This window comes from Bacillus sp. CGMCC 1.16541 (assembly GCF_003184905.1).
Classification (GTDB): Bacteria; Bacillota; Bacilli; order Bacillales; family Bacillaceae_H; genus Priestia.
In genome coordinates this window covers 22,774-45,368 of the sequence record NZ_QFRU01000025.1, presented here as the reverse complement: position 1 = coordinate 45,368, position 22,595 = coordinate 22,774, and the positions used below count along the sequence as shown (strand labels likewise).

Genomic DNA, 22,595 nt, shown 5'->3' with positions numbered 1-22,595 from the left:
ATGATTGGAGGATAAATAGATGAAATGGGATGAATTTTTCGTCACTGGTGAACCAGCCATCTATGCTGCAGATGTTGCGATTGTTATGTCGATCATCGGTATCGTTTTCGTTTTGACATATTTCAAAAAATGGAAATGGTTATGGACAGAATGGCTAACAACGGTTGACCATAAAAAATTAGGTATCATGTATATCCTCGCTGCACTATTAATGTTATTCCGCGGTGGGGTCGACGCGCTAATGATTCGTATGCAATTAGCGTTACCAGAACTAAATATTTTAAACGCACACCATTACAATGAGGTATTCTCAGCACATGGTGTAATCATGATTCTTTTCATGGCAATGCCATTTTTAATTGGTTTAATGAACGTGATTGTACCGCTTCAAATTGGAGCGCGTGACGTTGCATATCCGTTCTTAAACGCAGTCAGTTTCTGGACATTTTTAATGGGTGCGATGCTCTTTAACATTGCATTCGTTATCGGTGGTTCACCTGATGCTGGGTGGACGAGTTACTTCCCTTACGCTGGAACAGAGTACACAGATGGCGTAAACAATAACTACTACGCAATTGCGTTGCAAATTTCTGGGATTGGTACACTTTTAACAGGGATTAACTTCTTAGTGACCATTTTAAAAATGCGTGCACCAGGCATGAAGTTAATGATGATGCCAATGTTCACATGGTCAGTGTTAATTACGTCAATCATTATCATTTTTGCTTTCCCTGTATTAACAGTTGCATTAGCACTTATGACAATTGACCGTATTTTTGGTGGAGCATTCTTTACAGTCGCAAACGACGGGTTACCAATGTTCTGGAGTAACTTATTCTGGATTTGGGGTCACCCTGAAGTATATATCGTTATTTTACCGGCATTCGGTATTTTCTCTGAGATCATTAGTACACACGCACGTAAAAACCTATTTGGTTACAAAGCGATGGTTTACTCAATGGTCGGAATTGCATTTTTAAGTTACATCGTATGGGTGCATCACTTCTTTACAATGGGTAACGCACCAGCAGTTAACTCGTTCTTCTCTATTTCAACGATGTTAATTGCCGTACCAACAGGAGTTAAAATCTTTAACTGGCTATTTACGCTTTATAAAGGTCGAATTAAATTTACAACGTCAATGCTTTGGTCATTAGCATTCATTCCAAACTTCGTTGCCGGTGGGGTAACAGGGGTTATGCTTGCAATGGCAACAGCAGATTATCAATATCACAACAGTTATTTCTTAATTGCTCATTTCCACTATGTACTAATTTCGGGTACGGTATTTGCTTGTTTCGCAGGTTTATACTACTGGTATCCAAAAATGTTTGGTCATATGTTAAACGAGAAGTTAGGAAAGCTTTCATTCTGGATTTTCGTTGTTGGATTTAATGTATGTTTCTTCCCAATGTACTTCCTAGGTCTAGACGGTATGACGCGTCGTATGCAAACATACTCAGGTGACCTTGGATGGACTGGACTAAACATGACAGCAACAGTGGGTGCCTTCTTAATGGGTATTGGATTCTTAATCATCGTATGGAACATCATTTGGAGTATTAAATACGGTGAGCGTGATACAACAGGTGATCCGTGGGATGCTCGTACACTTGAGTTCTGGACACAATCACCGGTTCAATTTTATAACTTTGCAAAAGTACCAACAGTTGACCGTTTAGACTTCTTCTGGCACATGAAGAAAACAGGTCAAGATAAATTAAAAGTTGAAGATTTAAAACCAATCCATATGCCAAGTAATTCTGGTGTTCCATTCATCTCTGGTGCTTTCTGGTTCGTCGGTGGTTTCGCACTTGTATGGAGCTGGTTTGGTATTGCAATTGCAGCATTAGCAGGTATTTTAATCTGTTTAGCTGTACGCTCATTTGATTATGACGATGGATTCTACGTAAGTGTAGATGAAGTGAAAAAAATCGAAGGTATTACGGGAGGTGACAAATAATGGCTGGGAAATTAGATACTTCATTACCTCTTGAGTACCAACAAGAACAAAGTCGTATGAACATCCTAGGCTTCTGGCTATTCCTAGGAGCGGAGATTGCCCTATTTGCGACGCTATTTGTCACGTATTTAACGTATGAAACAAGAACAGCGATGGGTCCTACCCAAGCTGACTTGTTCATCGTGAAAGACTTTATGATTGAAACGATCTTACTTTTAGTAAGTAGTTTTACAATGGGTATTGCGATTTTTAAAATGCGTAATAACGATTTAAAAGGATTACTGACATGGTTTGTGATTACCCTTTTACTTGGTGCAGGATTCTTATACGTTGAGATTGCTGAGTTCATTCATTACGTACATGAAGGATTAACGATTCAAACAAGTGGATTCGGGTCAGCGTTCTTTACGTTACTTGGAACACACGGTCTTCACGTAACAATGGGTATTGCATGGGCGATTCTTGTGATTATCCAGTTGGTGAAGCGTGGATTAACGCCGGTTACAGCACGTAAAGTGTTCATCATCGGTTTATACTGGCACTTCTTAGATGTTGTTTGGATTTTCATTTTCACACTAGTTTACTTGAAAGGATTGTTGTAATATGGAAAACAACCAAAAAGCTGGCTTTCCGCTTAGCCATGTGTTTGGACTTATCCTTTCATTAGCATTAACATTCGCAGCTCTAGGGCTTGTTGTGCTAGCTCCTTTATCAAAAGGAATTACAATGGTCCTTATCATGGTGTTAGCGATTTTACAAGCAGTGATGCAGTTAGTCATGTTCATGCATATGGCAGAAGGCGAAAACGGAAAAATTCAGATCGCAAACATGCTATACAGTTTCTTTATTGCAATCTGTATTGTTGTTGGTTCATTGTGGATTTTAGCCGATCACTTTAACCATTAAGATGAAAAACCGTCCTTTTTAGGGGCGGTTTTTTGTGTAAGTGATGACATATGACACATCTAGAAAGAAACGAAGTATGCTACTATATAAGAAGATGTTGAAAGATTTGGGAGTAAGTAAAAGTAGGAAGGTGAGATGATGGTATTTAGAGAAAAGAGCTCAAATTACAAAAGCTTTGAAGAAGCGACAGCTGATTTATTAGAACTTGTGAATACATATATGGTTGGAAAAATGATCTTTTTAGGACGAATTACAGATGAAACATTTTCTGTATTGAAATTAAAAGACAATAAAACAGGTTGTCAAATAACTGAAGGAATGACCATTGATTTAAAAGATTCTGTTTGTCAATTTGTATTCGCAGAACGAGAACCAATGTTAATTAATGATATGAAAAAGCAATTTCTTCCTTGTGACAAATCTGTCATTGAAGAAGCAAATATAGGTTCATACATGGGTGTGCCTATTTATATGAAGAGTGGCGATATTTTTGGCACTCTTTGTGCAGTCGATTCGAAGCCTTCTGTTTTTACAGAAAGTGACGTTGAAACATTTGAACGACTTGCTCAGTTTTTTATGTATGTGCTGGAGTTAAATGAGATAGCTGTACTTGATACATTAACAAGATTGTATAACCGCCATTTTCTTTATACGCAATTTGAACAAAACGTTCACGAACAAGATGAAGGCACAATAATGTTTTTAGATCTTGATCATTTTAAACAGATTAATGACACACTCGGACATGAAGTTGGTGATTTTGTGTTAAAAGAAGTGGCTAAACGAATTAAACAGCAAATTCGCTCAACTGATATTGCGGTTCGTTTAGGTGGAGATGAATTTGTTGTGTGGTTTCCCGGGCTAACGAAAACAGAGGAAGCTGAGCAAATTGCATGCCGTATTCTGACTGCTATCAAAGAACCTTATTCGGATTTTTCGACCATTGAATTGGCCACAAGCATCGGTATTACACGTTATAAAGGACGAGAAAAAAGTATATCCTCTTTATTACGTGAAGCCGATCAAGCTCTTTATAAAGTGAAAAAACAAGGGAAAAATCAGTACTGTTTTTATCATGCTTAAAGAATGGTCGCGTATCAAAAAGAGAGTGGGACATAATGAAATGATTCCTACTCAAAAACGTACAAGAACGTTTCTGTCATCGTGATGTTACAACAACAAGTTCGTTCCATTTCACTGCAGCTACTCGCTTTTTGCGGGGAGGAACTTGAGCCTCATCGTTCCTGCGGAGTCTCAGCCTTTCCTCTATTTCCCGCAGGAGTCGAGTGTCCGGCGCTCCATTCCACTATTCTTTTAAACTTTGTTTTTAATCAAAAAATCCGAACTATTAATAGAATATAACTATAAATAGTTCGGGTATCTTATCGGCTGAAACACTTATGTTCCAGCCTCAACAAAAGCATTTTATGATACATACTATTTCTTTTTCTTTTTTGGTTTCGTAGAGCCTTTTCTACCGCAACTGCAGCTACAAGAGCATAAATTGATAGGTTTTACATAGTAAATAGGAGTAGTAGGACAAGTAGGTGTCGGTACAATAACCGCAGGAGTGCAACAGTTGAAGCCGTGACCGTATGAGTAACAAGGAATCATAATCAACAATCAACTCCTTTCTTTTTATGTCGCTATCAGTATATGTACAAGCTATTAAAAAGGTGTTGGGCAAGTTAAATCGTTTAAAAAAATCCGCTATTTCTTAAAGAATAGTGGATTTTTTTTTGTGAAAGTGGGAGTAGTTCAATCCTCGTTTCTGTATTCGCTATCATTCCAACGTAGTTCTTATTAAGAAAAGGGTTAATCGTTTCACAAGCTTTTTTAAAAGAAAGGTTCATGCCAAATTCAATGAAAACAGGAAATGGTAGACCGTACATAATTGTTGAATAGTAGCATAAATGTATAATATAGTGTAAAATTACACTATAGAGATAAAAAGTACATAAAGGAGCTTGTTATGAAAAAAGAAAAAGTTATTCAACTCGTTTCTGATAAGATCAAATTAGTTCGTACAGAAAAAGGATATTCACAAGAGAAGATGGCCGAGGTAATAGGGATCTCTAAAAAAACACTCGTTCAAATTGAAAAGGGCCGTACACAAGCGGGATGGACAAATGCCGTAGCAGTCTGTGCATTATTTCGAGACAGCGAAGTGCTTCATTCTGTATTAGGAAACGATCCGCTTGAAATCATTGAAACAATTGCGCATGATGGCCTTGATCGTCGTAAAGATAAAACGATGGGAGGACATGTATGGTGGCGTGAAGTGAAAAAAGCAGGGCGATTTCGTCTCCAGCAAAATTACATCAGTCAGCATTACCGTATTTTAGATGAAGAAGATTATCGTTGGTTCAGTTCATTTGATGAAGATGACAGCATAGACCGCTTTCGTGAATTAACAGAAGGAGAATAGTGATATACAAAGGGGGAAGAGAAACGTGAAAAAGCGTAACATTGTTTTCGTGGTTCTGCTAACAATCTTCGTGACGATAAGTGTGCTATCGATTCGACATCAAGTGAAATTGACTAAAGAAGCAGCAGAAATGAAAACGTACTTAGAAAACCGACATAACCTAGAATTTGTGTTAGTGGAACCTTTGTATAATTGGAAATTTGGATCATATGGTGGTAGTTACTATCCGAAAGGCCATCCAGATAAACGTTTTTACGCTGAAAAGATGAAAAATGGCTATGTGGCAAGTAGTTTTGTTGAAGAATGGTGGGTGAAACAAGCAGAAACAGAACTCACACCGCTTGTGAAAGAAAAACTAGGAGAAGACGTGGTCATTTCAATATCGCCTGTACACGGAGTAGATGAAGAATTAAACATTACACACCCTATCCCTTCCTATAAAGAAGTAAAGTCATCTTTAAGTGTTTTTATTACATTTAAAGAAACGTGGAAAAATGATCAGAAGCGTAAACAACAAATGATTGATATTGTTCAAATGAATCAACAACGAAACATTGAAGAGACCACCTTTTCTTTTGAAAACAAAGATAAAAGTCAATATAACATCAGTATTTATACAGATAAACCAATCAAAACGATGAAAGAGTTTGATGAGCAAGCACAGGTGTTTTACTTTGATAAAGAAGGATTCCTTAGCGAAGCAAAAATAGACGGAACCATTATAGGAACGGTAAAAGAGGGATAGGAAATGTTTACCGTTTATTTTCGATTTAATTAGAGGTATACTAAATCCAATATTATGTAGATGAAGGAAGAAAAAGTATGAATAGGAAACTTATTATTGCGTGTATCTCTGTGTTGGTTTTTACGATTAGCGCAGGTTGTTTACCACGTTTAAACAACCATTTCACCGTCCTTCAAGCAAGTGCTTTGTCAATGCCAATCACCATTGGAGTAGTTGGAGAGGAGCCTGATGTTGAAGTAAGCGGCGTCACAATGAAAGTGATAGCACTCGATGAATTAATAATGGAACAATCTTTGTCATTAGATGCGATTTTAATTACTGCTGAACAGGTAAATGAGGCTGAAAAGCCAAAGTACGCTCAGTTCTTTGCCACCGTTAAGATTCCTGTCTTTTATGTAGGGGTCAATCAACCGTATTATACAAAGTCCGATCAATCGTTGATCTACAGCAATCAACCAACTAGCGACGATGTTACATATGCATACGGACGTATGAAAAAATCTTCGTCAACGTTTGAGACGTGGGGTTTTAAAGCCAAAAATGAAAAAGAGTTAAACAACTTGTACAAAGACATCTTTCGACTAGTGCAACAAAAGAAGAGCCAAACGAATCGGTCATGACTAGACGAACTCGTTTGGCTTTTCTTTGCTACTTACTCATTTAGTTTATAGCGAATATAATCATAATGGTCCGTTGGAACCAAGTCAATAAGTTCACCGTCTTTGTCTCGTACGATTTCATGCTCTTGATAAGTCTCTACAAGGTACCCATCGACTTCTTCTTTATGAACAAGAACTTGTTCAAATTCAATTGTTTGTTCTTCAGGTTTTTCTTCATTTGACACCATAATGGTTTCTTCTTCTGCCATCAATGGTTTTGGCTGGTCTAAGGCACTCCACGAATGAGCGTCAAAAAAGCCAAGTGCGATGACAATCACAAGAAGGAATACACCGGTTACCATTTTTTGATTTCGTTTCATTTAAAATACCCCCGTATATTGACAAGCGAGTACGATAATTCCAAGAACCCACACGTACACAGCAAACACTTTGAGTGAACGTTTTTTTAAATAATTAATCATCCATTTCACCGCGATGTAACCGAAAATGGCAGCCGATAATGTTGCGATAAAAAGAGAGAAGAACGAAATTCGCTCTGCGTGACCTGTTACAACATCACTTAATTGAAGGATGACTGCTCCGCAAATGGCCGGTGTCGAAAGTAAAAATGAAAAATACGCAGCTGTTTCACGGTCTAACTTTCGTATTAACGCGGCAGCAATAGTTAAACCGGAGCGCGATACAGCAGGGAAAATGGCAGCGGCTTGAAACGTACCGATAAAAAGTGCATCACCATATGAAATGTCATCCATCTTTTTATAGCCGTTCTTAATGCCATCAGCAAACCATAAAAACAAACCTGTCGCTAAAAACTCCCATCCAATTGTTACCCCCGTTTTCGAAATGCCTTCAAAGTAATCTTTAAACGCTAAGCCAATCACAACAGCTGGAATGGTTCCGACGATTAAAAGAAACGTTAATTTGCTAAATGGCTTCCTAAGAATATGCAAAAACTCTCGCTTATAAAAAACAAACACAGCAATGAGCGTGCCAATATGAAGCATCGTATCTAAATATAAACCTGCTTCATCGAGTCCAAATACATGTCTTCCTAAGTATAAATGCCCCGTACTACTAATAGGTAAAAACTCCGTTAACCCTTGAATAATTCCTAAAATAAAGGCTTCAAACCATGACATCCTCTCACCTCCATTGTACATGTCCTTTTACACTATCTTATCGAGACAAGTCTAAAAACATGACATGAAAAGGGTTGTTTCTTATAAGAATGTGAATAAACATGAAAAAACAGAGAATGTTTTTCGGTTTTGACGATTCATATAAACAAGCAAAGAGAGGTGCAATGATGATTATCTTTTTAGTTGTCATTCTTGGCTTTTTATTGCTTCATTACAATCGTGACGAAGAAGAGATTTATCTATAGCCGAAGCTTATTGGGTATTATTTGCTTGGTAGCTTTACGTTCACGTTCAATGGCTTTGTTTTACCCATTGGCTTTGTGATTAGTTTGTTTTTACGACCATCAACGAACAAAACGACCAAAAGAGTTGCCGTTCTATTTGGCCTCGTTATGATGGTCGTTACAACATTTTTACAGTAGACTGACACAAAGTGGTAGTCGTAAAGAAGCATAATGCATATAGCCCTCGCTCATACTGATAAATGAGGTGTTGTATATGATAAAAAAAACAAGTATCGCACTTCTATTCATGTTATTCGTTTGTTCTACTGTCTACGCTCAAACGCCTAAGGTAGAAGTGTTTAACATTGAAAAGGGGAAAGTGGAAAAATCGGTCGCAATGACACCGACTCTTCAAGCTGAAGCACAAAAAAGTGTGAAATCAATGACAGGTATTTTTAAAAAAGTAAGCCCTATTCCTAAAACGGGTTACCTTGTAAAAGTACCTCTTGATCCAGCCATTCCTGTAAAAGCAACAGGGATTGATGTGTTAACAAGCGAAGTAATCATTGTCATTAGCAAGGACCAAGAACCAATACTAATGGTTTTTGATAATGAAAACCGCTCATTTTTCTTTGAGTTTTCACATGATGTTACAAAACTAAAGCAAGAATTAAAATTATGAAACAAGACCACTTGCCACGATAACGCGAGTGGTCTTTTTGTCTATCTCATTGCCAACTAAATGAAAAATTTGATAAAATAGCATATATTCTAAAAATTTAGATACTTATAGATGTAACAAAGGCTATAAAAGGAGGATATGCGATGGTGATTTTGCGTGAATTTACAAAAAAAGACTTTCAGCAACTAATCGACTGGATTCCTTCAAAAGAATTTGCGATGCAATGGGGTGGCACCAGTTTTACATATCCACTAACAAAAAAACAGTTAAAAAACTATGTAAAAGGAGCCAATGTAGCTGGTTCGGATCGGTATATTTTTGCGGTTGTCGATCCACAAACTCGTCAAACAATTGGTCATATCTCGATTATGCAAGTACAACATGATAATGGATCAGGTCGAATTGGTCGTGTATTAGTAGGAGAAAAAGAAGCAAGAGGAAAAGGATACGGGCAAGCAATGATGAAGGAAATGATGAAGTTTGGCTTTGAAGAGCTTGGATTACATCGTATTTCATTAGGTGTATTTGATTTTAATAAGGAAGCTGTTCAGGCCTATGAAAAAGTGGGGTTTGTAAAAGAAGGGCTGTTTCGTGATATCCGAAAAATGGATGACACTTATTGGAGTTTAATTGAAATGAGTATGTTAGAAGATGAATGGTACAAATTGAAAGGGGAAACCGAAAGTGAATCAAGAATTAGTTAACATAAAACAATTATTGTCTACAGAAGAAGTAGTAAAAGCATTTCCAGTTATGCGTCAGCTTCGACCGCATTTAACGGAGGACACGTTTTTACAAACTGTTGGAGAAATGAAACAAGAAGGCTATCAATTATTTGCTTTATATGAAGAAGACGAGGTTGTTGCTGTAGCCGGAGTGATTATCGTCACCAACCTTTATTATGGCCGTCACGTCTACGTGTATGATTTAGTCACAAGCGATGACCATCGTTCAAAAGGGTATGGTGAACAGCTACTTTCATTCGTTGAACAATGGGGAAAAGAGAACAATTGTATGCATGTAGCATTATCGTCGGCTAATCACCGCGTTGATGCTCATCGATTTTATGAAGAAAAAATGGATTATACACGTCCAAGTTATGTGTTTTTAAAGTCATTAAAGTAGGCTCTTTTCGAAAGGAAGTTGTGTTTAAATCGATTTCTTAAAAAGAGCCCCATTTTACTAAAATTCAACGCTTGTCCCTCACAACTCTATTAATTTTTTCATAGATTAATAGAGAAGTGAGGTGATGAACATTATGACTGATCGTCTTCGAGAGTTATTAAGAGGATTAACAGATCAAGCATTTCCTATTAGTATTAAAGGTCAACCGATTCAAGTGTCACCAGTCGATGCAGAGGTTGTGCGTGTATTAAACACACTAAAAGGAAAGAAAGCTACTTTTCAAACGACAAAAGGACAAGTAAGTGGAAAAGTTGTTGATATCCAACGTGACCATGTCGTTGTGGAGTCTTCTGGTAAATCCTTTTTCATTCGAATCGCTGAAATTGTATGGATTAAACCTCAGTAACAATTGATATAACGGTATAGAAAGAGCACAACGTCAAGGTTGTGCTCTTTTTTGTATGAAAGTGAGGTATGAAAACACCGTTCTAAACCAATAGATGAAGTAAAAAGGTTTAGAAGGGCGTGAGCTTATGAAACGATATCATTCATGGCTATCCATTTGTGTACTTGTCGCGACAGCACTAACCGTTTTATTTTTAGTCAATGAAAAAGAAGCTTCAACAGAAAGTCAACATCATACAGAAAAGAACGAATCACAAAAGTCAGTTTCCAAGCCTTTTACCATGTTATTGATGGGAGTAGATGAACGTGATCATGATAAAGGTCGTTCCGATGTCTTAATGCTCGCAAGTGTTAATCCTACTACTAATGAAGCAAGGCTTTTGCAAATTCCAAGAGACACGCGTGCTGAAATTGTTGGAAAAGGAACGTATGAAAAAATCAATCATGCATACGCATATGGTGGCATCGATATGACGGTACAGACAGTGGAGAAGTTTTTACATATTCCTGTTGATTATTATATGAAAATAGATATGAACGGCTTTAAAGACATTGTGAACATCTTAGGTGGCATTGAAGTTGAAAATGAATTTACGTTTACGTTTCAACAGCACACGTTTGAGAAGGGGAACCTTACATTAAATGGTGAGGAAGCGTTAGCCTATGTACGCATGCGTAAAGAAGATCCTGAAGGCGACTTAGGAAGGAATAAGCGTCAACGTGAAGTACTAAAAGCGATGCTAGCAAAAGTGTTGGATACTGACTTAGTGACACACCTTCCAGAGTTACTGACAGTAGCCAAAAACGAAGTGGATACGAACGTTGGGATGAGCGATATGATCATGGTCTATCAGATGGTTAAAAACGGAGTGCCAACCATTGAACCCGTTGTTGCAAAGGGAGAAGTTCAGATGATGGACGGAATCTGGTACTACTTCATTGATGCAAAAGAAAAAGAACATGTGAGTACGATGATGCAATATGAATATGAAACCACGATCAAACAATAAATAAGAACCTTCCAATTCCGTATTGAGTCATCCGTACATATCGGGTAAGATGGTACAGAATGTGTACGTCAACACACTATAAGATAGACTCAAACAAGAGGAGAAAGGGAGGTTGTTATATGGTTGTTTGGTATTTCGTTTTAGCCGCTGTGATTGCAACGGTTGGGATGTTATTTATTTATCGTAGCACCATGCAACGCGTTGAAAACATCATTGCCGAGGGTGGAGAAGAAGACGAGGTATATAAAAAGCTTATTAAAGAACAGACACCATTCTTTATTAAACACGCCGTTTTAGAAATTGTACCACTTATTCTTGTTGTGATTGGTTTTATGGGGATGGAGGCAGCGGAAAATGTGAGCTTCGAACCATTGACAGTTGCGGTTATTGTATGGATTGGAACGGTCTTTATGGTGTTTCAAACAAACCAATCTGTACTAAGTCGTCAAAGTGACACACGATTCAATTCGTTCCTTACAAAATTTATGTTCATCGAAATGGCACTTATTTCAGCTTTCCCTATTATTGCAATTGTTGCAACGTTAACGACAGTGAGTGCTTAATAATGAGAGGCTAGATCCATGCAGGTAAATTCTGCAATGGTCTAGCCTCTCATTGTTAAAAGGATATATCTGAAAAATCCCTCTCTATACTTCAAGCAATCTGTTCATGTATATAAAATTGTAAAACTTTCCGTTATCATCGCAACTGTTCTTCAAGAATTAAATGATAGCTCTTTTTCCACTTCGTTTTTGTTTGTCAACATAGAACTATTAATGCGTTCTGTTGATAGAAGCGAGCGTGTGACACGATCAAGTAACAAAAAAGTCTTATATAAGACCATTGGAAGAACTGTAACACTTTTAACGAAGTTGTAAAGGTTGATTATTTGAAAGTAGTGGTATGATAGAGATATAATAATCGAACAAGCATTTGTTACTGAGAAAGGGGAACAAACGATGATTACAAAAGAAGAAGTCATCTCATTATTAAAAGAAGCGTGTCCATCTTATGACCCTAATGTCACAGAAGTAACCGATAAAGAGGTGCTTGTCCACGAGCTTACTCGATTTGCTTCTCACCTTATTTCACTTCAATATAACCATCAACTTGAAAAAGAACGTGATGTTTTCAACCTGATTGAGCGTCTATACGTCGAAGGCGAAGCGCATGTCAAAGAGGCAGTCACAATTGGACTGTTTGAGACGATGAACCGAATCTTGCCAGAACAACATATTGACGCTGAGGAAATTGGTCGATTGCTCAAACCGAACTCTTATAAATGGTGGAAAACGATTCAAGATTTCGCAGAACAAAAATAAGAAGGAGCCGACAGCTCCTTCTTATTTTTGTTCTTTTTTCCATTCTTTGTCCAAAATAAATGTAGCAAATGGAATAAACGCAGCGATAAATGCTTTAATCGAATGCCATAATGACCAGCGATGAGCAATTTGAACATGTGCAATGGCTAAGACGTAAGCAACAAATAAAGCACCGTGAGCAGCACCTACGATGGATACGGCTTCAGGAATGTCCATAAAATATTTTAATGGCATCGCAAGAAACAGCAGTACTAAATAAGAGATTCCTTCTAATAAGCCGACTAACCGAAGTCGTCCAATGGTCGAGCTGAATGTCATAGGTGTTCCTCCTGTTACGAAAATAAATAGATTTCAAGATACATTGAATACAAGTTTTGACGATAAAAATCAACGTTATTCTACCATAGATACAATGCACGCAACAACGAATAGGGAGTTTAAAATGAAATTTCACAATTTGTCCTTATTTAGACACATAAAACAGAGGAGATAAAGGGCTGAGTCAAACTAGGAAAAGAACCTCTTATCTCATGTACTCTATCACATTTTTTTATGGAATTTAACCATTTTAATAGATCAAGAGAAAGTGGTGTCCCATCTAAACGTTCTTTTTCTAACGTCCATTTTCATTGTATGAAATAAAATTTCAATTATTAATAAAAAATATTGATATTTTATTTCTTTGTGGCGTATAATGAAAACAACTTCAATAAGTAAGGGCTTTCTTTTGTTGAAGTAAGCACTATTAATCTTATATATTCTAAAAAAGTAGGGGAAATCATGAATCTAGAGAAATTAGCAACTGAGCAACGCAACAAAAACACAATGAATCTAGACGAAATGAGTGTGTTTGACATTCTGCAAACGATGAATGCAGAAGATCGCACTGTGCCAGAAGCGATTAGCAAAGTCATTCCAACGATTGAACAAGTGGTAACTAAAACCATTGCTTCCATTAAACAAGGTGGACGATTAATTTACATTGGTGCAGGTACAAGTGGCAGACTAGGTGTACTCGATGCTGCTGAGTGTCCTCCAACGTTTGGTGTTTCACCTCATTTAGTCGTTGGCGTAATTGCAGGTGGTCAAAAGGCATTTACAGAAGCTGTTGAAGGCGCAGAAGATTCAAAAGAAGCTGGAAAGCAAGACTTAGAAAATCTTCAACTATCAAAACACGATGTTGTCATCGGAATTGCTGCAAGTGGTCGTACACCTTATGTCGTTGGTGCTTTGCAATACGCCAATGAAGTAGGTGCAACAACAGGTAGTATTGCGTGTAATGAAAGCGCGGTCATTAGTGAGTATGCTCAACATGCCATTGAAGTTGTAACAGGACATGAAGTACTAACTGGCTCTACTCGCTTAAAAGCAGGAACTGCACAAAAACTACTACTGAATATGATTTCAACAGCAACGATGATTGGGTTAGGTAAAGCGTATCAAAACTTAATGGTTGATGTTCAAACAACGAATGAAAAACTTCATCATCGTGCAAAAGGAATTATTAGTCAAGCGACAGGCTTAGACTTAGAGACAGCCGCTTCTTACTTTGAACAAGCAAATGGCAATGTGAAAGCAGCCATTGTCATGGCCTTAACGAACATGAGCTATGAAGAAGCATTACGTCAACTTGATAAGTCGGAAGGATTTGTGCGAAAAGCAATTCAACAATAATAGATAGGGGGATGAGGGGTATGAAAAAAGAGATAAAAATAGCTCAGTCCATCATCGAAAAAGTTGGTGGAAAAGAAAACATTGCGCAACTCAATCATTGTATGACACGTGTCCGCTTAGCGATAAAAAATGACGAGCTTGTCAACATAAGTGAACTACGTCAAATTGAGGGTGTCATGGGTGTCATTGATGATGAAACGTTACAAATTGTTGTTGGACCAGGGACGGTCAATCGTGTAACAGAAGAAATGAGTAAGATGACGGGCCTTAAGATTGGCGAAGTATCCGGCGATTTATCATCAGTTGCTGACGATACGAAAGCAGCGATTAAAAAGAAAAACAACACGCCTTTTAAGAACTTATTACGGAAGATTGGTAATATTTTCATTCCACTAATTCCAGCACTTGTTGCATCTGGGATTATTAACGGAATCGCTAACTTTGCAAAAAATGCCGGAGCGGACCCAACCGCTACATGGTTAAGTATGCTTCTTTTAATCGGCGGAGGCGTATTCGCTTATTTAGGTATCTTAGTAGGATGGAACACGGCAAAAGAATTTAATGGCACACCAGCACTAGGTGCAATTGCGGGTATTTTAATTATTAATCCAGGGTTGGCAGATGTAACACTCTTTGGTGAATCGCTCGTTCCAGGACGTGGTGGTTTATTTGCGGTTATGTTTGCTGCATGGTTAATGGCTGTTGTGGAGCGTACTGTTCGAAAAAGTGTGCCGAGTGCAGTTGATATTATTGTAACACCGTTAATTACAGTATTAGTCGTTGGATTTGCAACACTTATCGTGGTACAGCCAGTTGGTGGAGTGCTTGCAGAAGGAATTACATCAGGTATTAAAGCTGTTTTAGATATTGGTGGTGTTGTAGCTGGAGCTGTGTTAGCAGGATTCTTCTTACCGCTTGTTATGGTCGGACTTCATCACGGATTAACACCAATTCATTTAGAGTTTATTAATAGCATTGGTGTAACACCAATCTTAACAATCTTAGCAATGGCAGGAGCAGGTCAAGTTGGAGCTGCAATGGCGATTTATGTAAAAACGCGTAATCAAAAGTTACGTAACACGATTAAAGGAGCATTGCCAGTAGGGTTTTTAGGGATTGGTGAGCCACTTCTATACGGAGTCACTTTGCCTCTTGGTCGTCCGTTCATTACCGCTTGTATGGGGGCTGCTGTTGGGGGAGCTTATCAAGCACTTGTAAAAACGGCTTCAACAGGTATCGGTGTATCAGGTTTATCACTAACACCATTAATTGCTGATAACCGTTTCCTTTACTACGTAGGTGGACTTGTCATTTCCTACTTATTTGGTTTTATCTTCACGTATGCATTTGGCTTTAAAGAAGAAATGGCAGAGAACTTAGCCGCATAATGTACTGTATGATCTTTATGAGAGCTTTGACAAATAGGGTGCTTTTGGCTTCCGTTGTCAAAGCTCTTTTTTACCAAGAAAGGATGATTAATCGTGTTAGGAATGTCAATTTATTTAGGACAACAATCCATGGACGAAACCGAATTATATATGAAAACGATGTATGAAGCTGGCTTTCGCACCATTTTTACATCGCTCCATATTCCAGAAGACGACCCAGAGATGTATGTCGTTGAATTAAAAAAAGTAGGAGCACTTGCTAAACAAATCGGGATGGAACTGATGGTAGACGTATCTCCACGGTCTTGGCAGCATCTTCATTTAACAATAGAAGAAGCGCATGAATTGAAAACATGGGGAGTAGCTGGACTACGAGTCGATTATGGATTTTCACCTTCACAAATTGCGAATCTATCAAAAGAAATGAAAGTTGCGTTAAATGCAAGTACCATTGATGACACCTTTTTGACGCAATTAATAGAAGCGGGTTTAGAAATCAGTCAAGTTGAAGCATGGCATAACTTCTATCCGCGACCAGAAACCGGTTTAGATGAAACGTGGTTTAAAACACGTAATGAATGGTTAAAAAAACAAGGGATGACGGTGATGGCGTTTATTCCCGGAGATGAGAAGTTGAGAGGACCGTTACATAAGGGATTGCCAACCATTGAAAAACATCGCCATGAGGACGTTTTTTCGGCTTATTTAGAGATGACAAATGAACTGTACGTTGATAAAGTATGTATTGGTGATAAAGGGATAAAAGAAGAGACGTTGAAGCAATTTACCTACTATCAAGATGATGTGATTCCTCTTCGATGTAACCTTCTTGAGTTATCAGCAAACGAACAAACAATCATACAATTGAAACATCGTAATCGTATGGATCCAGCGCGAGACGTCATTCGATCGGAAACGTCTCGATTTCATGTGCAAAAACACCACCTTCAGATTGACCCACGTCCACGATTACCTAGACGGCTAGGAGCGATTACAATTGACAATGATGAGTACGGTCGTTACGTTGGAGAACTTCAGGTTGTGATAAGAGACTTGCCTGAAGATGAAAAAGTGAACGTCATTGGTTACGTAGATAAAAAGGATGTACCACTTTTAACAATGATTCGACCAGGACAATGGTTTTCATTTATTTAAAATCACAAGAACGCCCACTTCAAACAATCCGCAACAGCTTTAAGTGACGAGTGATGGAGTGTAGAAAAATCGGAAAGGAGCTTTTATGTCAACATTTTCCGTTCTTAAGCAAATTGAACGTCAATTAGATCGGTTTACAGAAGCTGAAAAAGTGGTAGCCGCCTTTATACTAGAGCATGCTGAACGTGTGACACATATGACGACAAAAGAGTTAGCTCAGTCATGCGGAGGAAGTGAAGCATCTATTAGCCGCTTTTGTAAACGACTAGGCATTCAAAGCTTTAAAATCTTTAAAATTGAGTTAGCCAAAGAATTATCGGTACGAACAGTCGAACTAGTCGAGTCTCCTTTACAGTTTCATGATGATCCGACAACTGTGATTCAAAAAGTGATGTTTAATACCATTCAAGCGCTGCAAAACACGGAAAAAATGCTATCGGTTTCATCGTTTACAGAAGCAGTTGAAGTGTTAAGTGACGCTGGGCGAATTTACCTTTATGGTGTTGGCGGTTCTGCAGTTGTCGCATTAGATTTTAAGCAAAAGCTGTTACGCATTAACGTACCTGCGTTTCAATCAGAAGATAATCATATGCAAATGATGATGGTCGCAAATGCTACAAAACAAGATGCTGTTTTTGTGATTTCAACTTCAGGAAAAACAAAAGAGATCTTAGATGTGTTGTCTGTAGCAAAAGAACGTGAAGTACGAACGATTTTATTAACACAAAACGCGCCGTCACCTGCTCGTCGATTAGCAGACATTGTGTTAACGATGTCTGAAGAAGAGCAAAACTTACGAATTGGAACGATGACAGCGCGTATCGCTCAACTTGCTATTGTTGATGCCCTTTTTATTGCGATTTGTTCCGAAAGAGGACAAGGATTGTATGAGAGAATTATTGACACACATCAAGCGGTGCAGCGTATGAAGTCATAAGTAGGATGTATATGTAACCGTCTTGATGCTATCATTGTAGTAAACGAAGAAGAAGCTGAGTCAAACAGAGCACTTTTGCTCTTGTTCGTTCAGCTTCTTGCTTTTTCTTATAAATGTCGTATCTTCACATTATCACATGTAAAGCCTTGTTGCTCTAACATATCAGCAATGTCCAACCCGACATTATCCGGATTCGTTTTGGCAAGTTCCTCATCAAATGCTTGACATGATGGAAATTTTGCATGAGCTTTTTACAAGTTAGCATGCACTGATTGCCGAGTTAATGGAAGTGATGGCTTCTCATTTATTTCTTTGCCTGGCGGTGTGTATGATTATCGACAGTCCTCAAAAGTGACCACACCTTAAATGTACAGTCTGTTACTGAAGACTACTTTTTATAATGACCCGTGGGTACTCTTAGTAGAAATAAGAGAAGACAGCGGTAAAAAGAATCTCTATGAACAAAAGGGATAAATGAATCGATGGATACAGCAAAACAAATCATCGGAAATTTTCAACTTGTAGGACATAAGACGTGTTTAAAGAAAGAGGAAAAAATAACCACAATCCGTATGGTAAAATAAAGGTACCTTTTTCATTTACCCCTATTTGAAAAATAAAGGTCTGTTTCACAGTTGTCCTACTTGTTGAAACAGGCAAAAAATCCTTTGTCAATCGACAAAGGATTTTTTCAATCTTACGGAATAGAAGTGCTCTTTAAACTAAAAGTGGTAAATGTTCACTTGCTTCATATTCTACTAGTTTTTGTCCTTCTTTCACACGTTGAATATAGTCTGGATTAGCGATTAAAGGGCGGCCAATTGCTGCTACATCAATCCAGCCCGCTTGCAACGCTTTTTCAGCCGATTCAGGTGTTAAATTCCCCACTCCGATAATAGGACCATCCCATTTTTCGCGAACAATTTCGTACACGTTTTGCCCGTCTTTTGCTTCTTCATAGAAGTCTAGCATAGAAGGATGAATTATTTTAACGCCGACTTCTTTAAATGCATCGATGTATGTTTGTAATGCTTGTTCGGCATCATCCCAACGATAGTAAGGATCGTCGACTTTATGAGGCGAGAAGCGAATAACGACACGGTCTGCGCCAATCTCATGAATGACAGCACGAAGTACTTCTTTCATAAACGTTAAACGTTGCGCAAGATCTCCACCATATTCATCGGTACGTTTATTTGAAACGCCCGAGTTAAACTGATCAATTAAATAGCCATGTGCACCGTGTACCTCAATGCCATCGAATCCTGCATCAATGGCATTTCGAGCTGCTTGTGCATATTGCTCAATGACTTGCTTAATATCTTCTTTTGACATCTCTTCTGGTGTTTCGTATGACTTACGGAAACGAGGTACTTGCCCCGCAGCTGCGATCGCTGATGGTGCTTGTGGTTGTTGGCCTTTAATTAATTCAGAATGACTAAGGCGTCCAACGTGCCAAATTTGCGCGATAATCGTTCCGCCTTCTTTATGAACAGCTTCTGTTACTTTTCTCCACGCAGCTACTTGTTCAGGAGAGTAGATACCCGGTACACCAGGGTTTCCTTTTGCGCGGTCGCTAATGACTGTACCTTCTGTAATAATAAGACCAATTCCGTCTTCTGCTCGTTTTCGGTAATATTCAACAATTGCATCATTGACCACACCTGTTTCATCATCAGCGAAACAGCGTGTCATAGGAGCCATTGCTGTTCTTGTTTTTAATGAAAATGCACCTATTTTTGTTGGTTCTAGTAAGTTTGTTAAGTTATTCATACTAGTCATCTCCTTATTAAAAGAGTTTCATCTTCAAGACGATGTTGTACATTATAACAAGGAGAAAGTTTCGCTTCAAATATTCCGAACTACGAAATAAAAAGAGTTCTTTTGACATAGAAAAAACGCCGCTAGCTAGCTTGGCGTTTCGTGACGGTAAGTAGCATAATCATCAATCCTCCAACAGAAATGACAAGAACGGAATAACAAAATGCTCGCCAACCGATGACTTGCATACCCGCAACCATAATAAACAGGTCAATTAACAAAATGGTTAATCCAACATTCACTGCCCAAAACTTTGAGACGAATTGAGCAATCAAGTCTACACCATCTGAGCTCGTATCATAACGAAGCATAAGTCCAATTCCTATCCCTACACAAACGCCTCCGAGAATACTACTTTCAAACACAGGAAGCAGAAAATCACCGTATAAAAAGGAAAGGTATTCTGCAAATAGAGAAGAAAAAAGCAACCCGCATATGCCGTTATAAAAAAAGGATCGTTCTTTAAAAAATGCGTATAGATAAATAGGGAAATTAAGAATTAACATCGACATCCCCACTGGAATATTAACCGCATAAAACAAAATGAGTCCAAGCCCCATTAATCCACCGTCAATTAAATGATGGGGAGCTAAAAAAGCATTTAACCCAATTCCAATTAATAAACTTCCACAAAAGATAGCCAATCCTTTCGAAAAAATAAGCATCACCTTTTAATTCGACATCATCTCTACTTGTACATATATATCATGCTGAAAAGCGATTTAGACTAAAACTTATGGTTTTGTTTCTTTTCATGACCTAAACAAAGGTTGGAGAAGGAGAATGCATCGTCACTTGATACAGTTACTATAATAGGTTACTATATTACATATCATTCTTTTAAGAAAATGAGGGAGCGACATGGATTTTGAGTTTTTTAATCAATTTGAAGACACACAATTTGCTGAACACACAGCTCTTATGTTTGCAGAAATTGTAAAGAAAGATGCCACGTTACATGAAGTATTTTCTTACATTTCGAAAAATTCAGGAGTGACGATTAAAGAGATTGTTGAAAATGTGACGGTCACGCGTCCAATAAAAAAATTGAATGGTGACAAATATATCTTTGAAAAAACACATACAAACATTAATCGAAAAGCAGCTGAAAAGTGCGTTGATCATTTGATGTTCATGTCATTATGCTACGAACGTCCGATGAAGCCGTACAAATTTATTTCAAATACCATACGAGGACATCAAGTGTTTCAAGCACTGACAACATAAAAAAGGTGTGTCAAAGAGAAGAAAACCGTGCCGGTCAAACATTCACGTACACACCAGAAGGACCAGTTGGACTCGTATCAAACCAAAAGGTAGCGTTGTTGAACGCACGAGGCGGTATTTATTCAGAAGGACCAGCTGCTCAATCGGAAATGGCAGTTAACTATGTGGAGGCAATCATGAACTTCTTTGGTATTCAGCAATTGTCAAAAGTCATCATTGAAGGCCATAACCAACTACTAGACCGAGCAGACTAGATCATTGAAGAAGGCTTAGAAAAAGCAGCAAAGCTTGCGGAAATATTTTAGTATAAACATAGGCATACGCCTGTTTCAAAATCGTTATGGTTTTTGAAACAGGCGTTTTTTGTATGCCAATAACAGCAGGAAGAGACGGATAAATAGCTAATAGTATTATAGAAGGGGGGAGAGTGAATGAACGGTACAGATTTGCTTATCAACATGTATGAAGCGGTGTTTGAAAATTTAGATGTTGGCGTACATATTATTGATAAAGATGGCGTCACGGTTGTTTATAATCAAAAAGCGGTGGAAGCCGAATCGATGGCACGTGAGGAAGTGTTACATAAAGACTTTCGTGACGTGTTTGAATTTGAGAAAAATGATCACAGTACACTCGTTGCGGCGTTAAAGAGTGGAAAGGTGACACGTCATCGAAAGCAAACATTTTACAACAATAAAGGAACCGAGATTACAACGATAAACGATACATTCCCAATTGAGCAAGACGGGGTCATTATCGGAGCTGTCGAACTATCAAAAGATGTGACTCGACTTGAAACGGTCATTAAGCAAAATATATCAAAGACTAAGCCGAAAACGTACACATTTGCCGACATGATTGGAGATAGTGAACGATTGCATTTAGTCATAGAAGAAGCAAAGCGAGCAACACGTACGTCTTCTTCCGTTTTAATTACAGGAGAGACAGGGACGGGGAAAGAAATTATCGCACAAAGCATCCATTATGAAAGTACACGTTCGTCAAAGCCCTTTATTAGTCAAAATTGTGCAGCCATTCCTGCTACGTTAATGGAGAGTTTGTTATTTGGAACGCAAAAAGGGGCATTTACTGGGGCTATGGACCAACCTGGTTTGTTTGAAATGGCAAACGGTGGCACCCTCTTTTTAGATGAATTAAATAGCCTTGACTTGTCACTACAAGCAAAACTTCTTCGCGTCTTACAAGAGCGAAAAGTTCGCCGAGTAGGGGGGATGACGGAAAAAGAAGTAGACGTAAGAGTAATTGCCACAATGAACGAAGATCCAATTGAAGCGGTTGTACATGAACGGTTACGAAAAGATTTATATTACCGATTAAGCGTTGTCATGCTTCACATCCCACCACTTCGAGACCGCAAAGAAGACCTTCTAGTGTTAACGAACCATTTTATTCAGAAGTATAACGGATTGTTTGGCGTGACCATTGAACGTATCCACTCAGATGTACATACTGTATTTGAACAACATTCATGGCCAGGGAACGTGCGCGAACTCGAGCATGTCATTGAAGGTGCGATGAATCTAGCATATCAAGAACGAGTTATTACCATTGAACATTTACCATTGCGATTTCGTACATTAAAAACAAACGCATTTGTGAGCGAACCGAAACGAAAAGTAGACAAAGTCGAAACATTAAAAGAACGACTAGAGCGTGTTGAAAAGCAATATGTAGAAGAAGTCTTACAGAATGAAAGTGGCAACGTCTCAAAAGCTGCAGAGAAGCTTGGAATGAGTCGACAAAGTCTTCAATATCGATTGAAGAAATATCGCGAGAGCCAAGATCCTCATTTTGTTATATAAT

At 38.2% G+C, this 22,595-nt stretch carries 25 protein-coding genes and 2 pseudogenes; 22 read left to right on the top strand and 5 right to left on the bottom strand.

The window, feature by feature from the left end; all coding sequences use genetic code 11:
• Positions 1-19: 19 nt before the first annotated feature.
• From qoxB to DIS06_RS17025, 7 genes are all read left to right on the top strand, one after another.
• The gene (gene qoxB, locus DIS06_RS17055; RefSeq protein ID WP_110114439.1) at positions 20-1,963 is read left to right on the top strand and encodes a cytochrome aa3 quinol oxidase subunit I; all 1,944 of its coding nucleotides are present in this window, start codon (positions 20-22) and stop codon (positions 1,961-1,963) included.
• The gene (gene qoxC / locus DIS06_RS17050; RefSeq protein WP_110114438.1) at positions 1,963-2,565 is read left to right on the top strand and encodes a cytochrome aa3 quinol oxidase subunit III; all 603 of its coding nucleotides are present in this window, start codon (positions 1,963-1,965) and stop codon (positions 2,563-2,565) included. The genes qoxB and qoxC overlap by 1 nt, the downstream gene beginning before the upstream one ends.
• Position 2,566: 1 nt before the next feature.
• A complete protein-coding gene (gene qoxD / locus DIS06_RS17045; RefSeq protein ID WP_110114437.1) occupies positions 2,567-2,869 on the top strand; it encodes a cytochrome aa3 quinol oxidase subunit IV in 303 nt (100 codons plus the stop codon).
• 135 nt (positions 2,870-3,004) lie between these two features.
• Positions 3,005-3,952, top strand: a complete 948-nt coding sequence (locus DIS06_RS17040) for a sensor domain-containing diguanylate cyclase (RefSeq protein ID WP_110114436.1) — start codon at positions 3,005-3,007, stop codon at positions 3,950-3,952.
• A gap of 889 nt (positions 3,953-4,841) precedes the next feature.
• Positions 4,842-5,297, top strand: a complete 456-nt coding sequence (locus DIS06_RS17035; protein WP_110114435.1) for a helix-turn-helix transcriptional regulator — start codon at positions 4,842-4,844, stop codon at positions 5,295-5,297.
• Between the two features lie 25 nt (positions 5,298-5,322).
• Positions 5,323-6,042, top strand: coding sequence for a hypothetical protein (locus DIS06_RS17030; RefSeq protein ID WP_110114434.1), 720 nt, complete (start codon positions 5,323-5,325; stop codon positions 6,040-6,042).
• A 77-nt stretch (positions 6,043-6,119) separates the two neighbouring features.
• On the top strand, positions 6,120-6,662 hold the full coding sequence (locus tag DIS06_RS17025; RefSeq protein WP_110114433.1) for a hypothetical protein: 543 nt from the start codon (positions 6,120-6,122) through the stop codon (positions 6,660-6,662).
• 32 nt (positions 6,663-6,694) lie between these two features.
• Here the strand turns inward: DIS06_RS17025 and DIS06_RS17020 are convergent, their stop codons facing one another.
• Positions 6,695-7,021, bottom strand: a complete 327-nt coding sequence (locus DIS06_RS17020) for a hypothetical protein (protein WP_110114432.1) — start codon at positions 7,019-7,021, stop codon at positions 6,695-6,697.
• The gene (locus DIS06_RS17015; protein ID WP_110114431.1) at positions 7,022-7,801 is read right to left on the bottom strand and encodes an undecaprenyl-diphosphate phosphatase; all 780 of its coding nucleotides are present in this window, start codon (positions 7,799-7,801) and stop codon (positions 7,022-7,024) included.
• A 101-nt stretch (positions 7,802-7,902) separates the two neighbouring features.
• On the opposite strand from DIS06_RS17015, the gene DIS06_RS20230 reads away from it, so the two are divergent.
• The 8 genes from DIS06_RS20230 (at position 7,903) to DIS06_RS16980 (ending at position 12,569) form a co-directional block, all read left to right on the top strand.
• Positions 7,903-8,046 carry a hypothetical protein gene (locus DIS06_RS20230; protein ID WP_162596009.1) on the top strand — a complete coding sequence of 48 codons (144 nt, stop codon included), beginning with the start codon at positions 7,903-7,905 and terminating at the stop codon, positions 8,044-8,046.
• A 253-nt stretch (positions 8,047-8,299) separates the two neighbouring features.
• Positions 8,300-8,707: a hypothetical protein gene (locus tag DIS06_RS17010; protein ID WP_110114430.1), complete on the top strand. Its 408-nt coding sequence runs from the start codon at positions 8,300-8,302 to the stop codon at positions 8,705-8,707.
• A gap of 143 nt (positions 8,708-8,850) precedes the next feature.
• On the top strand, positions 8,851-9,411 hold the full coding sequence (locus DIS06_RS17005) for a GNAT family N-acetyltransferase (protein WP_110114429.1): 561 nt from the start codon (positions 8,851-8,853) through the stop codon (positions 9,409-9,411).
• The gene (locus tag DIS06_RS17000) at positions 9,392-9,832 is read left to right on the top strand and encodes a GNAT family N-acetyltransferase (protein ID WP_239422117.1); all 441 of its coding nucleotides are present in this window, start codon (positions 9,392-9,394) and stop codon (positions 9,830-9,832) included. The genes DIS06_RS17005 and DIS06_RS17000 overlap by 20 nt, the downstream gene beginning before the upstream one ends.
• Before the next feature lie 133 nt (positions 9,833-9,965).
• Positions 9,966-10,238 (top strand): DUF2642 domain-containing protein, encoded by a 273-nt coding sequence (locus DIS06_RS16995; protein ID WP_162596008.1) that lies wholly within the window; start codon positions 9,966-9,968, stop codon positions 10,236-10,238.
• Between the two features lie 127 nt (positions 10,239-10,365).
• Positions 10,366-11,247, top strand: coding sequence for an LCP family glycopolymer transferase (locus DIS06_RS16990; protein ID WP_110114427.1), 882 nt, complete (start codon positions 10,366-10,368; stop codon positions 11,245-11,247).
• A gap of 119 nt (positions 11,248-11,366) precedes the next feature.
• Positions 11,367-11,810 carry a hypothetical protein gene (locus DIS06_RS16985; protein ID WP_110114426.1) on the top strand — a complete coding sequence of 148 codons (444 nt, stop codon included), beginning with the start codon at positions 11,367-11,369 and terminating at the stop codon, positions 11,808-11,810.
• A 396-nt stretch (positions 11,811-12,206) separates the two neighbouring features.
• Positions 12,207-12,569, top strand: coding sequence for a DUF7674 family protein (locus tag DIS06_RS16980; protein WP_110114425.1), 363 nt, complete (start codon positions 12,207-12,209; stop codon positions 12,567-12,569).
• A 21-nt stretch (positions 12,570-12,590) separates the two neighbouring features.
• Here the strand turns inward: DIS06_RS16980 and DIS06_RS16975 are convergent, their stop codons facing one another.
• Entirely contained in the window at positions 12,591-12,887 is a 297-nt protein-coding gene (locus DIS06_RS16975) for a DUF3817 domain-containing protein (RefSeq protein WP_110114424.1), read from the bottom strand.
• 462 nt (positions 12,888-13,349) lie between these two features.
• On the opposite strand from DIS06_RS16975, the gene murQ reads away from it, so the two are divergent.
• The 4 genes from murQ to DIS06_RS16955 all read left to right on the top strand — a co-directional run bounded on the left by murQ (position 13,350) and on the right by DIS06_RS16955 (position 17,723).
• Positions 13,350-14,243: an N-acetylmuramic acid 6-phosphate etherase gene (gene murQ / locus DIS06_RS16970; RefSeq protein WP_110114423.1), complete on the top strand. Its 894-nt coding sequence runs from the start codon at positions 13,350-13,352 to the stop codon at positions 14,241-14,243.
• A 20-nt stretch (positions 14,244-14,263) separates the two neighbouring features.
• Positions 14,264-15,631 carry a PTS transporter subunit EIIC gene (locus tag DIS06_RS16965; protein WP_110114422.1) on the top strand — a complete coding sequence of 456 codons (1,368 nt, stop codon included), beginning with the start codon at positions 14,264-14,266 and terminating at the stop codon, positions 15,629-15,631.
• Between the two features lie 102 nt (positions 15,632-15,733).
• Positions 15,734-16,786: a DUF871 domain-containing protein gene (locus DIS06_RS16960; protein ID WP_239422119.1), complete on the top strand. Its 1,053-nt coding sequence runs from the start codon at positions 15,734-15,736 to the stop codon at positions 16,784-16,786.
• A gap of 85 nt (positions 16,787-16,871) precedes the next feature.
• Entirely contained in the window at positions 16,872-17,723 is an 852-nt protein-coding gene (locus tag DIS06_RS16955; protein WP_110114420.1) for a MurR/RpiR family transcriptional regulator, read from the top strand.
• A gap of 717 nt (positions 17,724-18,440) precedes the next feature.
• On the opposite strand, the pseudogene DIS06_RS16950 reads toward DIS06_RS16955, so the two are convergent.
• Together DIS06_RS16950 and DIS06_RS16945 are read right to left on the bottom strand one after the other, a co-directional pair.
• A pseudogene (locus DIS06_RS16950) lies at positions 18,441-19,484 on the bottom strand (alkene reductase); the annotation flags it as partial.
• A gap of 143 nt (positions 19,485-19,627) precedes the next feature.
• Complete coding sequence (locus DIS06_RS16945; protein WP_110114465.1) at positions 19,628-20,209, bottom strand: YitT family protein; 582 nt, start codon at positions 20,207-20,209, stop codon at positions 19,628-19,630.
• Positions 20,210-20,405: 196 nt separating this feature from the next.
• Here DIS06_RS16945 and DIS06_RS16940 point away from each other — a divergent pair, with 196 nt between their 5' ends.
• The 3 genes and pseudogenes from DIS06_RS16940 (at position 20,406) to DIS06_RS16930 (ending at position 22,594) form a co-directional block, all read left to right on the top strand.
• On the top strand, positions 20,406-20,771 hold the full coding sequence (locus DIS06_RS16940) for a hypothetical protein (protein WP_110114418.1): 366 nt from the start codon (positions 20,406-20,408) through the stop codon (positions 20,769-20,771).
• 23 nt (positions 20,772-20,794) lie between these two features.
• Positions 20,795-21,025: pseudogene (locus tag DIS06_RS16935) on the top strand (NAD(P)H-dependent oxidoreductase); the annotation flags it as partial.
• Between the two features lie 177 nt (positions 21,026-21,202).
• Positions 21,203-22,594 carry a sigma-54 interaction domain-containing protein gene (locus tag DIS06_RS16930; protein WP_110114416.1) on the top strand — a complete coding sequence of 464 codons (1,392 nt, stop codon included), beginning with the start codon at positions 21,203-21,205 and terminating at the stop codon, positions 22,592-22,594.
• Position 22,595 lies beyond the last annotated feature (1 nt).